Origin of the sequence: Chryseobacterium sp. MEBOG06, from assembly GCF_021869765.1 — a bacterium.
Classification (GTDB): Bacteria; Bacteroidota; Bacteroidia; order Flavobacteriales; family Weeksellaceae; genus Chryseobacterium.
In genome coordinates, this window is sequence record NZ_CP084580.1 from 1 (window position 1) to 14,467 (window position 14,467).

A 14,467-nucleotide genomic window follows, 5' to 3' on the forward strand; every position below is an offset into this window, starting at 1 on the left:
ATAGGCCGTAATTTTGAGAAAGGACTCACGGTATTGAATACAATCTTAGGAGTTACAAAGTCGGTAAGTCCATCTCCGTTAAAGTCCCCCAACAGAATTGGAGTAATAAGATTTCCGCTACTGTCGTAGCTAAGGTCATTTAAAATGTTGGCAGAAGACTGTCCGGCGATATCTCCAAAAGGCTTTATAGTCATATCGGTTGTATTGATCTTGTAAATGCCGTATTGGTTTCCGGAGATAATCATGATTTCCGGAACCCCGTCGCCGTCCATTTCCAAAAGTCTGTAATTGTCTTCTGTAAGCAGTAAAGAAGTTACAGCAAACTCTTTTCTTGTAATGATATCTCCGGTTTCTTTACCTACCTCATATAAGTATAGTTTTTGATTAGCCTGGGTAGTTCCGCTGATGTATATAAGATCGAAAAGCCCGTCATTATTAAAATCTCCCGAAATAAACATTTTTTGTGCTATTCTAGGAGGTGTAGTATGGGTTGGCTGCCCCTGAAACCCACCAGTCACCCAAGGAATAGATGGTCCCCCTGTTAATACTTTAGTTTTTCCGGTTTTTAAATCTTTGATTTCTATTAACCCCTGTTGAGATTCATTTGTTTTGGAAAGTGTATTGACAATGATTAGCTGATCGTTGGTTGTAATCTTACTATCATTAATTAATGTTTTTCCCGTAAAGATTCTCGTATGAGCATTGACATAAGTGGCCGGAGTTATAGGACCATATGGACTGTTAAGGTAAAATATAGGATTTCTGATGCTTCCCGGCTCTGGAGGAGGGGGAGGAGGCCCGCCAAACCCACCAGAAGGTCCGCTTCTAAAATCTGTAACCGTAGCTGAAACATAAAAAACATCATTTCCGCTGTTGTTGTAAATATTTCCGGCAGTAACATCTCCTAATCTGTGTGTACTTGCTGGAGTAGTAGCAAGCTGACGTTTCGTTACCTCAGCAATACCTGTGGAATTGGGAGAATTATAGTTGAAATTCAGTGGTCTAAGGCTTTCTCCTGCTTCATTGTATACATTAATTGTACGTAATCTTTCATTACTGTCAGAATCTATAAAGTCATAATTAAAAGTATATTTTCTGTAATCTCCGGCATAGGTAGATCCGGTAATGATTTCAGAAATAAGTTTGCTGTTAATGTATTGTTGTCCGTTTCTATAGATTATTGCAATCTTTTTACGGTCTTTGTATAGAACCTTTAGATAAAATTTGTCCGTATTTGCATTGGTGCCTCCGTAGGAAATTTTATCCAGCTTAGGAGTGTTATTCGTAACAGTATAGGTATAGTGGATCTCATTGTCAAATGAGTCTGAGATTTTCACCACATAATGCTGTCCCGGGGAAAGCTCTTGATACCAGGCTATTTTCCCATCAGTGTATTGAACAGTAAAACTAGAACTTCCGGAAGATTTAGTGATCTTTATCTTAGAAGAATTTTGGGTAATGTATTCTGTATCAGATTTTTTTAATAATCTTTGTCCATCCAGGTAAAAAGGATCATTTTCATTAAATTGCGGTCCTATTGTAATTCCATCCAGATACTTACTTTTTCCTCCTCTGCTTATGATAGACAGGCCTGCTAAGTTCCATCCCCATCCGGCATTTCCGTTTCCTCCCTGGCTGCTGTAAGCCAAGGCTACATTAGGTTGAAAATTATTCAGCCCTTTTAAGGTTTCCACAGGAACGGTGTAAGTAAGTGATCCTCCTTCGCTGACAGACATTTCTGATTTTACAGAAGGAATAAGACTGTAGTCTGCCGGAATGTTCTTTGAAGAATTAGATTGATTTTCTTTATATCCTGAAGTATTATATTCAAGAGATACGGAAGTTGCCTGCTGAGCCCGCACAAATTGTGCTAAAAATAGAAGCGTAACAACTCCAAGAAATTTTATATTTTTTATCATACGAAACTGATTATGATCTTATAGATATTATTATGATAGTAAAGGCCATGAGCGGGTATGCTATGGCGCATTATGATTTTTTTATTAGCGTTTCAAAATGTTTTTACCTACAAGTTGTCCGGTGTTCAATGTAAAGTTGGCTACATATACTCCCGTTATCTGGTTTCCTAAGCTGAAACTGAAGTTAAAATTTGAAGAATCCTGTAAATTATTTTTGGTAAAAAGAAGAGCTCCTGTACCACTGAATACCTGAACAGAAGTTACTTTTCCTTGGGCAATACCTGTAATACTTACGTTCACAATATCTGAAGTAGGGTTTGGAGACAGCTGGATTGCCATTTTGATTTGTTCCAGATGATCTCCCGTATTTTTATTTTCTGCAGATTGGTCAGATAATTCTGAAATGGTCTTTAAGACACCCGTGTTTAAAGCTGAGCTGTTACCGGCTTCATCAAAATTGAACTTTTTACTTCCTGAAGTTGGCCCCACATTAAAAGATTGAGAAATATAAGGAATATCAATATTACATTTATTATCTATCAGATCTCCGGCGTTTGAATCCCATGTGAGAATATCATAATTCTGAGCTAAAATATTTCCTACATAGTCCTCCAGCGGTTTAATGGGAGGTTTAATAGTAGCTACCAATGGGTTAGGGAATTGAGGTGTATTAAAATCATACTGCCAGTCTTTTACCTCATAAAATATACTTGGGTTGGCGACAGCATCAAATCCTGCAGAAATCCCCATATTGTTGCCTTCCTGTTGGAAAGAAACTCCGGAAGCAACATATTCCTGGCTTATATTGTGACCAGCAACTGTTTTGGCTATCAGAGCAATACTTTCGTCTGTATTACTTAACTTAATGACATTCTGATAGATAATTTGGTCCTCCTTACCTTGTGTCGTTGAAAAAAAAGTTGGAAAATAGTCCCCTCCGGAATTATTGTTTGCAACCACAACCATAAATTGTCCGGACTTTATTATTTTGTCCGGCAGATCAAAACTTCCTTCATTATCCCTTAACTTCCAGTCTTTAAGATTTAAATCGGTGTCGCTGGCATTAAAAATTTCAATGAATTCCCCACGATGTCTTTTTCTTAGCTTTTCAAACAAATCAGGGCTAGGATTTTGATATGGACCATAGTTGATATCTATGTATTCCGAATAAGGCGTATCTCTGTAGACCTCAGTGATGATTAGCTGAGCAGATGATAAAAGAGGTAATAATAGAAATATCCCTCCAAATAATTGTTTTTTCATGGTTAGTTAGGAGAAATTATACTTTATTTAAATACTTTTGAAGTTTCTCAATATAAATGGATTTGGAAAAATTTCTGTTTTGGTTAAGCTGTGCAATTTTTTGCTCCCAGGAATCTGAACTTGTTGTGAGATCCTTTGCATTTATTACCAGATAGAGGTATTTCTGTGTTATATTTTCCTGACTAGTTTTCTTCAAGTATCTTATCACTAAAGTATTAACTGAATCTATAATAGAAGTGTTTTTAATTCCTGCTTTTGTCTTCAGCAAAACATTAAGTTTGTTTTCAGCCTCCGTGGTTTGATTTTGCAGCAGGTAGAAATCTATTTTTTTACATTGTAGAATAAACTCTTGATTCTCATCCGTTTTCTTTTGTTCCATATCAGAAAGAAGTAGCTGAAGTTTTGATGAATTCGAAGGCTGAGATTTTTTAGCGGCATTATAATATGAAGCGGCACTCCAGAAATTCTGTCTTACAGTGTGATTTTTTTCCTCCATGGCCAGCAGCGTTTGGAAATCTCTCTTTTGTTTACCAAGTCTTCTGATCCAATAAACCGCTGACCGATCTTTAGGATATAGACTATGATACTCTTTGGCAAGTACAATTGCCTGATCGGAGCCATTGCTTTTTATATTTCTTTTGATAAGAATAAGATAGAGTTCCCTGATATGATTCTCTCTTTCCTTTTTATAGGGCTTATTCTTAAGCTGAGTAAGTTTCGTAGAGAGCTGATCATTGGTTAAAAGATCAAACCGTGCCTTGAAAAGTTTTTGATTTTGTTTGTGAAGCTGTTTTATATTGGTGTTCTTTTTATGATGAAGATCACCGGCATTGAAAGAAATCAGCTTATTTACCTTTGCAAGTTGATGCTGTAAACATTTATCATCAGGGTGCTGCAAAGCAAGTTCGGAAAGTTTATTTTGTGCTACAGAAAGAAGATTTTTATTCTTCAACCTACTGACCTTTTTATTTCCTGTAGCTATTTTTATATACTGGCTATATAGCCTTTGCTTCAGTTCTTTATTCTCAGGATACTGTTGAACCGCTGTTTCCAAAATCTGGAGATAAGCGGATTCCTGTTTGGGTTTTTGAAAAATACATCGCCGTAACCCATCATAAGCTCTTACCTCCTGAGGACGGCTGGATATTATCTGTTCATACTTTCCTTTTGCCTTTGCCCATTTTTTCTCCTTGCAAAACGTCTTAGCACTCTTGAGAAGAGTATTGATGTCGTCATTTGTCAGGAAATTTTGCGGACTTAAGGTGCTTTTTGAAAAAAAGAAGGAAGGAATAAGCAACGAACCAGCACTCAACGCTGAAAGTTGCAAAAATCGTTTTCTAGAAACCATAAAGTTCGTGGAAATTAGTGTTTTTTTTAAAAGAAAAGGGAAGGTAGGTTGCTACTACTGAATAATAGGCCTGTTCTTTCGGTTTAACTTTAATAAACTCTTAATCGTTTTCCTTCCCTTAACGGGGGCAAAATTAATCAAAATTATTAATTCAGGAAAAATATTTCACAAGATGTTTGTTATTTTTTTGTTACGGTCATCATTTTATAATGAGGCTAAATATTTTCCTCAGCTCAAATCTTGTGGAAAATCCATTTTCCCAGTTTATCTTTGTTTATGATTTTTGGAATTTTAGTTCTGTTTTTTAACTCTAAATTCCCGATTTTATGGAAATTTTTTCTTAGTGATGGGATATTTATCGTATGTTAAAAAATTTCTATCTAGAAAAGATTTAGAATCTCTTAAGTTTAAATATAATGAAGATGACTATTTCGAATCACTGGAATTTGGTGTAATGAGCCCTTTTACACAAATAGATGATCTTGTTGAGAAGTCTCTGATGGGGAAACACTATTCGAAAAACGGAGATAAGTATGTAGTAAATTCTGATAGTGGAATAGAATACATTGAAGCAACTTCTGACTTTGTTAAAGTAGGGCAAACATGAAAATGTCAAAAAGATTTCGCTGATATTTTTAACCATCTTCAGGTAGTTTTTCATTGTTCGAAAACATACAGAAAGGTTTTCTAGAATATTAGTAATAAAAAACATGACCAGGAAATATTTCCCGGTCATGTTAAACAAGATTAAGTGTAAAATTTAGTCTTTATGGGCAAAAAGGATAATTCAAATGATAAAGATTTTTATTGATTCTTAATCTGTGTTTAGGGGAATTGACAATAAAGGAATTTTATTTTTATAAGTCATAATAGAGGTTTTACTTCTGTGAAAAATAGACTCCAGAAGATTGTACTGAAAAGGAACCATTGTCAGGAGATCCGGATTGGTTAACCTGATTTCCTCTTCAATAGCTTTGATTATCTCTATGGCTTTAACCATTTTAAAACTGTATTTAATATCATTCATATCATATACGGAGTTGAGATCAGTATCATGAATTACCTCTGCAAAGTCTTCCAGATTCTCACTTACATTGAAGATCTCAATATCAGAATTAAACTCCTTTACGAAATAATAGAGATCATTCATGGCTGACCAGGTCATGCTTTTGTGGGTTTCATAAGCAAAAAGGATTTTGCTTATTCCAGTGTATTCTATATGGGAAGGAACAATTAAGACAGGTTTTTTGATTTGATGAACAGCCTTCGTAACAGTATTTCCTAAAAGTCTTTGTTCAAGAGTTTTATCTGCCATTCCCATCACTATAAAACTACAGTCGTGGGTACCAATACATTTTTCCAGTTCTTCTATAAAATTACCGGAAGCCAGGTAATATTCTGCTTTAATAGCATATACGGTATTGATCTCGGTCACTTTATCTTCCATTTTCTTTTGATTTTTAATCGTCTGAGAGTAGAAAAAATCTGCAGACGCCTGAGCATTCAGAGCATGAATAGAAATCGTTTGTAGGTTGAAAAGAAGGATACTATATTTATTTTCCTTAGCCAGAGACGCTGCATAATGAATGGCATTTTCAGCTTCCCGGGAAAAATCTGTGCAGACAATTATTACTTTCATTGTACCGGATTTGATACTGCAAAACTATCATAGAAGGGTTTATCTTCTGTAAAAAACAATGTGATATTGCATAAAACGATGATGAAATGTCGTTTTCAGGTGATGAAACGTTAGAATTCATTTTAAGTCTTCTATTTAACGTTTCAAACATGGTTTTAGCGGTCTCGTTTAAAAGGCGGGAGTGCCATATAAAATCTATTTCTATATTTACAATCATAAATCCCCGGATATGAACAGGATTTCGAAAATCAGGAAAAAAATAGTACGGAATAAAAAAATACTCTCTACCATGAAGAGAAGACTGGTGATCTGGACGGTGGCCATCATCACTTTCTGTGTTTTTTCCTATCTGATCAATCCGTTTGATCCCCATTGGGAAGGCTATTTTGAGTCGCCCTGGCAAACCATTGTAGAAGATTTATTGTGGGTGTTTTTCTTCTCAGTTATCATTTCCGAGGTCAGTATTTCTATTGATGGAATCCTCAACAGGCTGCTTCCCTGGAGAAACAGAACCATAAAAAGGCTATTGATCCAGGGAAGTCTTCAGATCATTGGGAGTATCCTTATGGTAATTGTTATTAATTTCATTATCGAAAGTACATCTGAAAGCCTGCCGGAGATGGATTCCCGGAAAGAATATACTTTATTGGGACAGTGGGTGGCAACTAATATTATTATATCTCTTATTATCAGTGCTTTTAATACCGTAGATTACCTTTTGGCTAACTGGAAAAAAACAGCAGTAGAAGCGGCTCAGCATAAACTGAGAGCGTCAAAACACAAACAGGCAGCAATGGCAGCAGAACTTCAGGCTCTTAAATTACAGATAGATCCCCATTTTATTTTTAACAACCTCAGTGTTTTATCTGAGCTTATCCTGGAGGACCAGCAGCTAGGATATGAATACTCAGAAAAATTTGCCAGAGTGTATCGCTATCTTCTCGTTAATTCCAAAAAAGACATCATCGCTTTAGAGGAAGAGCTCAAATTTTTAGATTCTTATATTTTTTTAATCGAAAAAAGAATAGGAGAGGGAGTTATCTTTACCATTGACATTGAAGAAGAATACAAACCAATGTATACCCTTCCCTTATCACTGCAGCTACTGGTGGAAAATGCCATTAAACACAATCAGACCTCAAAAGCAAATCCATTAAAAATAAAAGTATACACACTTCCCACTAAAGAACTGGTTGTTTCCAACAGCGTTTTACCACTGATTAATAAACCTGATTCCTCAGGAGTAGGGCTCACCAATATTATTACACGTTATGAGATCCTCGGATACACAAAACCCATCATAGAACAAACTGAAAATCAATTTATCGTAAAACTTCCCCTGATATGAAGCTTAATAAAATTTTAATCATCGAAGACGAAAAGCCCAATGCAGACAGGCTGAAAAGACTTTTGCTAAAACTGAGACCCAACGCAGAAATTGTAGCTGTAGAAGACTCCATTACCTCATCCGTTAATTGGCTTGAAAATAATCCGGCACCTGATATGATCATGATGGATGTACGTTTGGCAGATGGCTTAAGCTTCGAAATTTTTAATAAGTTTGAGGTAAGAAGTCCTGTGATTTTCACAACCGCATATGATGAATATGCAGTTCAGGCATTTAAATACAACAGCATAGATTATCTCCTGAAACCCGTGGAAGAAGAAGAGCTTGATATTGCCCTCAGACGCTACGAAACCTTTATAGAAACAGTGCCATTCGTAGGAACAGCGATTGAAGGACTTCTGAATTATATCCAGCCTAAAGATTACAGAAAGCGATTTCTTATTGCCCATCGGGATGGTTATAAAACCGTTCTGGCTGAAGACATTTTATACTTCTATACAGAACTTGGAATGAGCAAAGCAATGCTGGCCACCGGAATTGTTGAAAATGTTCCGCAAACTCTTGAAGAACTTGAAAAACAGTTAGATCCTAAATCTTTTTTTAGGGCGAACAGGCAGTTTATCATTCATATTGACTCTGTAAAACAGATTTCTAACCATTTTAACGGAAAACTTAAACTGGAACTTCGTAAACAGCCTGAAATGGAGGTTATTGTAAGTCGTGAAAAAGCTTCCACATTCAAATCCTGGATGGATTATTAATGAGATAAATAAGAACACGGAAGATAAAACTACATTTGCCAGAGATGTACAAAACCTTTATTATTCGTACATCCACGACCAAAAAAGAGACTACTTGAAATCTCTGATTTTCTTGTGTCTTAAACATCATATAAATAAGATACTTTGCTGCTCTGCGATTTTCGCCGTCCTCTTTCCATTTTTAGCCCTGTCAAAAAAACAAAAATCAGTAAAATTTCAGACTAAAATTCCCTTTTCCTTTCATTTTTCCTGTCATACGCTTCACCTGCGATTAATTACGCTTCACCAGATTTCCGGATGAATATCCTTAATAGATGAAGTTATTTTGCAGTGTAAAATTTAAAAGCAAATGTTATGAACTACAGAAAGGGATATTGGGTTCTTTCACTCACCGCAGCAGCAATACTTTATTCTTGCGGTTCCGGAAACGGCCAGGAAAATGCCCAGCAGATGCAGGCACTTCCTACAGACTTCATCCAGATGAAATCAGGAGACGCAGATGTAGCTACGGGTTATCCGGGAAGTATTGAAGGCCAGGATAATGTGAATATCAAAGCTCAGGTAACAGGATATCTGGAAGCAGTATATATTAAAGAAGGACAATATGTTAATAAAGGACAGACGCTATTCAGAATTAATCCTTCAGTATACAATGAACAGGTGAATACCAATGAAGCAGGACTGAAAGCTGCTCAGGCCGCTCAGGAAACAGCGAGACTGGAAGTTGAAAAACTTAAACCTCTTGTAGAAGGAAAAGTAGTGTCTGATATGCAGCTGAAAACAGCACAGGCTAGTTATAAATCGGCTTCTGCACAGGTTGCACAGGCACAATCTTCATTAGGTTCCTCAAAGATTAATGCTAACTTTACCTATATCAAAGCACCTGTAAGCGGATATATCGGGAGAATTCCCAATAGAATCGGAAACCTCATCAGCCCTACTGATACTTCTCCGTTGACGATCCTCTCAAGCATAAACACGGTGAATGTTTATTTCTCCATGAATGAAGCCGACTTTATTGCACATAGAAGAGCAGCCGTGTCAGGAAATAATGCAGAAAATGTAGAATTGATCCTGGCAGACGGTTCCACGTATTCTTTAAATGGAAAACTTGAAAATGCCAGTGGAAACTTTGACAGAAGTACAGGAAGTATTCAGATGAAAGCGGTTTTCCAGAATCCGGATAAACTGTTGAGAGCAGGAGGAACGGCCAGAGTAATGATTCATAATGCTTTGAACGGAGTGATCAAACTTCCGAAGACTTCCGTGAAAGATATTCAGGATAAATTTTTTGTATATAAGCTGGAAGGAAAGGATAAGGTGAAGATGGCTCAGATTAAAATCTCAGGAAGTACATCCGAAGATTACTTTGTAAAAGAAGGCGTGAATGCCGGAGATAAGATTGCGGTCAATAGAATTGATGCACTTACAGACGGAGCTCTGGTTGTGGCCAAAGTGGTGCCTTCAAAATAGTTTTATAATCATTCTTAAGAAAATTTAAAAATGTTAAAAAAGATAATAGACCGCCCGGTACTGGCAACGGTAATATCCCTTATCATTGTCATTTTGGGAATTATAGGATTAAACCAGCTGGCGGTAACAAGATTTCCCGACATTTCTCCACCTACGATAACCGTTTCAGGGTCTTATCCGGGAGGAAACAGTGAGACAGTGATCCGTTCTGTAGTAACGCCCTTAGAAGAGCAGATCAATGGGGTGGAAGACATGAGCTATATGAAATCCACAGCGAGTAATGATGGGACATTTACTATCTCTGTGATATTCAAACAGGGAGTGAATGCTGACCAGGCTGCAGTAAACGTACAAAACCGTGTACAGCAGGCTACTCCTATTCTTCCTCAGGAAGTGGTAAGGATGGGGCTCACAACCTCCAAGCAGCAGAACAGTATGGTGCTGATTTTCAATATTTATACCGAAGATAATAAACAGTATGATGAAACCTTTCTGCAGAACTATGCCAACATCAACCTTATTCCGCAAATCAAAAGGGTAAAAGGAGTAGGGCAGGCACAGATTTTCGGGGTGAAAGATTACTCAATGAGAATCTGGCTGAATCCGCAGAAGATGTCTTCCTATGGACTTGAGCCATCAGATGTTTCCAATGCCATTGCAGACCACAGTTTAGAATCCGCACCAGGAAAATTAGGAGAGGAATCTAATGCAGCGCTGGAGTATGTAATAAGATATAAAGGAAAAAAGAATAAACCGGAACAATATGAAAATATAGTTGTTAAAAATGACGGAACCAATGTGATAAGACTTAAAGATGTGGCCCGTGTAGAATTCGGATCCATCAATAACAGTGGAGATAACCTTTCCAATGGTAAGAATGCGGTTACGGTGGCCATTATGCAGACTACAGGCTCCAATGCCAACGAAATTGAAATAGGAGTCAATAAAGCCATTGATCAGTTGTCGAAATCCTTCCCTCCCGGTATTAAATATACCAAAGTGATGAGTACCAAAGAAAGACTGGATGAAGCTACAGGACAGGTGAAATCTACCCTGATAGAAGCCTTTATCCTTGTATTTATTGTAGTATTTATCTTTTTGCAGGATTTCAGGTCTACTATCATTCCGGCAATTGCAGTTCCGGTAGCGATTATTGGAACCTTCTTCTTCCTGCTGGTGCTTGGATTTACTATTAATGTACTAACCCTTTTTGCCCTGGTATTGGCAATCGGTATTGTTGTCGATGATGCCATTGTGGTTGTAGAGGCTGTGCATAGCAACATGGAAGGGACAGATCTTTCCGGAAGAGAGGCTACCCATAAAGCGATGAGCGAAATCACAGGAGCCGTTATATCCATTACTCTGGTAATGTCTGCCGTATTTATTCCTATCGGATTTATGTCAGGTTCCGCAGGCCTTTTCTACAAGCAGTTTGCCTATACATTGGCTATTGCAATTATTATTTCTGCGGTGAACGCTCTTACTTTAACACCAGCTTTGTGTGCTGTATTTTTGAAAAATCACCATGCAGAAGAAGGAGGAAAACCTAAAGGATTCGGAAAACGATTCTCTGTTGCTTTCAATGCGGGTTTCAATAATATGACCGAGCGTTATGCGAAAGGAGTAAGATTTTTAATTGGACGAAAATGGATCGCCGCAGGGTTAGTCGTAGGAATTATAGGGCTTTCAGCATGGTTAATGTCAAGCACCACCAAAAGTTTTGTTCCTATGGAAGATGATGGATTCTTCATCTACTCATTAAGTATGCCACCTGGAACAGGATTAACAAAAACAACTGAGGTGTCTAACAAGATCAATGAGATTTTAAAAACGGTAGACGCTGTTCAGGAAAATACATCCATTACAGGATTCAACCTGTTGAGTAATAGTGCAGGGCCTGCATATGCGATGGGGTTTGTAAAATTGAAACCTAAAAAAGAAAGAGGAGCCGTTCAGAATATTGATGAAATCATGGAGATTGTGAATGGAAAACTCTCCGTGATCAAAGAAGGAAGTGTAATGAGCTTCAGAATGCCTCCGGTAGAAGGATATGGAGTGACCAATGATGCAGAAATAGTGCTTCAGGACCGTATGGGTAGAGATCCTCAGGTTCTTAAAGCGAAGGCTGATGATGTAATCGGACAGCTGATGAAAGTTCCGGAAGTAGCCTATGCTTATACCATGTTTAGAGCAGATTATCCTCAGCTTGAGCTGGAAGTGAATGAAGATAAAGCAAAGCAGTTGGGAGTTAGCATTTCCAGTCTTTTAGGATCTATACAGACTTATTTTTCCGGTGATCAGTCTCAGAATTTCTCAAGATTTGGAAAATTCTATAGAGTCAATATAAAAGCCGACGGTGTTTTCAGAATGGATGAACAGGCATTCAACGATATTTTTGTGAAGAATGATAAAGGAGAAATGGTTCCTGCCAGTACGCTGATTACATTGAAAAAAGTATACGGACCAGAATCTGTACAACGATATAATCTTTATAATTCATTAAACATCAATGTAGTACCTAAACCGGGAATAAGTAACGGAGCCTTAATGGATAAAATTGAGCCTGTCTTCAATAAACTTCCTTCTGATTACAGCTATGAATGGACAGGATTAAGCTTAGAGGAAAAATCAGCAGGAAGCCAGACCATTGTGATCCTTGGATTATGTCTGCTTTTTGTTTATCTGCTTCTTGCCGCACAGTATGAAAGCTATATCCTTCCTTTGGCGGTGATGCTGTCCATTCCGACAGGAATAGTAGGAGCATTTTTAGGAATTAAAGCGATTGGACTAGATAATAACATCTATGTACAGGTAGGATTGATCATGCTTATTGGTCTATTGGCCAAAAATGCAATTCTTATTGTGGAGTTTGCCGTACAACGTAGAAAATCAGGACTTTCTATTCTGGATTCAGCGCTGGAGGGGGCCAAAGCAAGATTACGTCCCATTATCATGACCTCTCTTGCCTTCATTGTAGGAATGATTCCGCTGATGATTTCTACAGGTGGAATGGCCTCAGGGAACAAATCAATCAGTGTAAGTGCTGCGATAGGAATGTTGAGCGGAGTTGTTTTAGGAGTATTTGTAATCCCCGTGCTGTATATGTTCTTCCAGTATCTGGATGAGAAATTTTCATCCAAAAAGAAGTATCCTGTCATACAAAATCAATTGACCAATGAGAATATTTAATATAAATAATTTCCTTATTTCAGGCGCAATGGCATCAGTTCTGGTGTCTTGCACCGTGGGGAAACCTTATACGAGAACCGAGCTTCAGGTTCCCGAAACCTATAGAGAACCGGTACAGGTTACAGGAGACACTATAGTACTTCCATGGAAGACCTTTTTCAAAGATCCTAAATTGATAGGATTAATAGATAAAGCACTTGCCAGAAATAGTGAAGTGAATGTTGCCCTGAAAAATATAGAACAGCTGGATCTGGCCTACAGACAAGCTAAGCTTTCCCTAATGCCCACTCTGGATTTCAGTGCCGGTGCGACCAGAAGCTGGGCTTCTACCAATACGTTGAACGGTTCTCTTAATGAGCAGTTTGTAGGCACTAAATATATTGATGATTTTAGCGGAGCCCTAAGACTTTCCTGGGAGGTAGACATCTGGGGGAAAGCTAAAATGCAGAAAGAATCTGCGGCAGCGGAATATTTTGCTCAAAAAGAAAATTTGAATGCTATAAAAAGCAGAATCATTGTTCAGGTAGCTCAGGCGTACTATAATTTAATAAGTCTGGATGAACAGTTAAAAATAGCTGAGCAAAATATTGATCTGAGTGATAATACCCTTAAGATGATGAATCTTCAGTTTAAAGCAGGGCAGATCAACTCATTGGCAGTGCAGCAATCCGAGGCACAGAAGAAAACTGCCGAATTGCTGATCCCATTGGCAAAACAGAATATTTCCATTCAGGAGAATGCATTGAGTATTCTTTGTGGGGAATATCCAGATAAAGTAAAAAGAGAAGGAAACCTGAAAACGATGATTCCTGAAAACAAACTTTCTGAAGGACTTCCTGCGCAGCTGCTGAGCCGCAGACCTGATTTGAAAGTTGCAGAATTCAACGTCATCAGCCTTAATTCAAAAACAGGATTGGCAAAAGCGGCGATGTATCCAAGTATTAGCCTGAGCCCGCAGATTGGAGTAAACTCTAATAAATTCAGCTCATGGTTTGACATTCCGGGATCCATTACCAAAGCAGTTGCCGCCAATCTGGCTGCTCCTATTTTTCAGAAAAAGCAGTTGAAGACAGCTTATGAAACAGCATTGATTGAGCAGGAAAAAGCGGCTGTCAACTTTAAGCAATCAGTGATGACAGCTGTAGGAGAAGTATCCGATGCAATGGCAAAATCTAAAGGTTCTATCGAAAGACTACAGCTTTTGGAACAGAGAACAACCATTTTAGATAAAGGAATCAATGATGCTCTTAAGCTTTATAAGAGCGGTATGGCAACCTATCTGGAAGTGATAACAGCCCAAAACAATAAGCTTCAGAATGATCTGGAAGCAGTAAATGTTACCCTTGAAAGATTGAATGCTGAGGTTGACCTCTATCGCGCGCTTGGCGGTGGAGTTGAATAAATATAAATAATAAATAAATGCACAAAGGAAGTTACGATTGTAGCTTCCTTTTTTGGATTTAAGAAAAAGGTAACAGAAGAATGATGAAAAAATACATTCAGTAAATCAGTTATTTACGGAAAAAT

9 protein-coding genes and 1 pseudogene are annotated in these 14,467 nt (G+C 37.7%); 6 read left to right on the forward strand and 4 right to left on the reverse strand.

Annotated features, from left to right (window positions below):
- Window positions 1-1,454 precede the first annotated feature (1,454 nt).
- The 3 genes and pseudogenes from LF887_RS24300 to LF887_RS00015 form a co-directional block, all read right to left on the reverse strand.
- A pseudogene (locus tag LF887_RS24300) lies at window positions 1,455-1,919 on the reverse strand (SpvB/TcaC N-terminal domain-containing protein); the annotation flags it as partial.
- An 84-nt stretch (window positions 1,920-2,003) separates the two neighbouring features.
- On the reverse strand, window positions 2,004-3,182 hold the full coding sequence (locus LF887_RS00010) for a lamin tail domain-containing protein (protein ID WP_236856792.1): 1,179 nt from the start codon (window positions 3,180-3,182) through the stop codon (window positions 2,004-2,006).
- A 16-nt stretch (window positions 3,183-3,198) separates the two neighbouring features.
- Entirely contained in the window at window positions 3,199-4,530 is a 1,332-nt protein-coding gene (locus tag LF887_RS00015; protein ID WP_236856793.1) for a hypothetical protein, read from the reverse strand.
- 346 nt (window positions 4,531-4,876) lie between these two features.
- Here LF887_RS00015 and LF887_RS00020 point away from each other — a divergent pair, with 346 nt between their 5' ends.
- Window positions 4,877-5,137 (forward strand): hypothetical protein, encoded by a 261-nt coding sequence (locus tag LF887_RS00020; RefSeq protein ID WP_236856794.1) that lies wholly within the window; start codon window positions 4,877-4,879, stop codon window positions 5,135-5,137.
- Between the two features lie 207 nt (window positions 5,138-5,344).
- Here the strand turns inward: LF887_RS00020 and LF887_RS00025 are convergent, their stop codons facing one another.
- Entirely contained in the window at window positions 5,345-6,169 is an 825-nt protein-coding gene (locus tag LF887_RS00025; protein WP_236856795.1) for a universal stress protein, read from the reverse strand.
- Window positions 6,170-6,458: 289 nt separating this feature from the next.
- Here LF887_RS00025 and LF887_RS00030 point away from each other — a divergent pair, with 289 nt between their 5' ends.
- From LF887_RS00030 to LF887_RS00050, 5 genes are all read left to right on the forward strand, one after another.
- Window positions 6,459-7,517, forward strand: a complete 1,059-nt coding sequence (locus LF887_RS00030; protein ID WP_236856796.1) for a sensor histidine kinase — start codon at window positions 6,459-6,461, stop codon at window positions 7,515-7,517.
- Window positions 7,514-8,278, forward strand: a complete 765-nt coding sequence (locus LF887_RS00035) for a LytR/AlgR family response regulator transcription factor (RefSeq protein ID WP_236856797.1) — start codon at window positions 7,514-7,516, stop codon at window positions 8,276-8,278. Before LF887_RS00030 ends, LF887_RS00035 begins: the two co-directional genes overlap by 4 nt.
- A gap of 354 nt (window positions 8,279-8,632) precedes the next feature.
- Window positions 8,633-9,751 carry an efflux RND transporter periplasmic adaptor subunit gene (locus LF887_RS00040; protein ID WP_236856798.1) on the forward strand — a complete coding sequence of 373 codons (1,119 nt, stop codon included), beginning with the start codon at window positions 8,633-8,635 and terminating at the stop codon, window positions 9,749-9,751.
- A gap of 30 nt (window positions 9,752-9,781) precedes the next feature.
- On the forward strand, window positions 9,782-12,940 hold the full coding sequence (locus tag LF887_RS00045) for an efflux RND transporter permease subunit (RefSeq protein WP_236856799.1): 3,159 nt from the start codon (window positions 9,782-9,784) through the stop codon (window positions 12,938-12,940).
- On the forward strand, window positions 12,927-14,342 hold the full coding sequence (locus tag LF887_RS00050; protein ID WP_236856800.1) for an efflux transporter outer membrane subunit: 1,416 nt from the start codon (window positions 12,927-12,929) through the stop codon (window positions 14,340-14,342). Before LF887_RS00045 ends, LF887_RS00050 begins: the two co-directional genes overlap by 14 nt.
- Window positions 14,343-14,467 lie beyond the last annotated feature (125 nt).

Coding starts and splice junctions, on each gene's coding strand:
- LF887_RS00045 (WP_236856799.1), top strand. CDS start 9,782: ATGTTAAAAAAGATAATAGACCGCCCGGTACTGGCAACGGTAATATCC.
- LF887_RS00010 (WP_236856792.1), bottom strand. CDS start 3,182: ATGAAAAAACAATTATTTGGAGGGATATTTCTATTATTACCTCTTTTA.
- LF887_RS00030 (WP_236856796.1), top strand. CDS start 6,459: ATGAAGAGAAGACTGGTGATCTGGACGGTGGCCATCATCACTTTCTGT.
- LF887_RS00025 (WP_236856795.1), bottom strand. CDS start 6,169: ATGAAAGTAATAATTGTCTGCACAGATTTTTCCCGGGAAGCTGAAAAT.
- LF887_RS00015 (WP_236856793.1), bottom strand. CDS start 4,530: ATGGTTTCTAGAAAACGATTTTTGCAACTTTCAGCGTTGAGTGCTGGT.
- LF887_RS00040 (WP_236856798.1), top strand. CDS start 8,633: ATGAACTACAGAAAGGGATATTGGGTTCTTTCACTCACCGCAGCAGCA.
- LF887_RS00050 (WP_236856800.1), top strand. CDS start 12,927: ATGAGAATATTTAATATAAATAATTTCCTTATTTCAGGCGCAATGGCA.
- LF887_RS00035 (WP_236856797.1), top strand. CDS start 7,514: ATGAAGCTTAATAAAATTTTAATCATCGAAGACGAAAAGCCCAATGCA.
- LF887_RS00020 (WP_236856794.1), top strand. CDS start 4,877: ATGGGATATTTATCGTATGTTAAAAAATTTCTATCTAGAAAAGATTTA.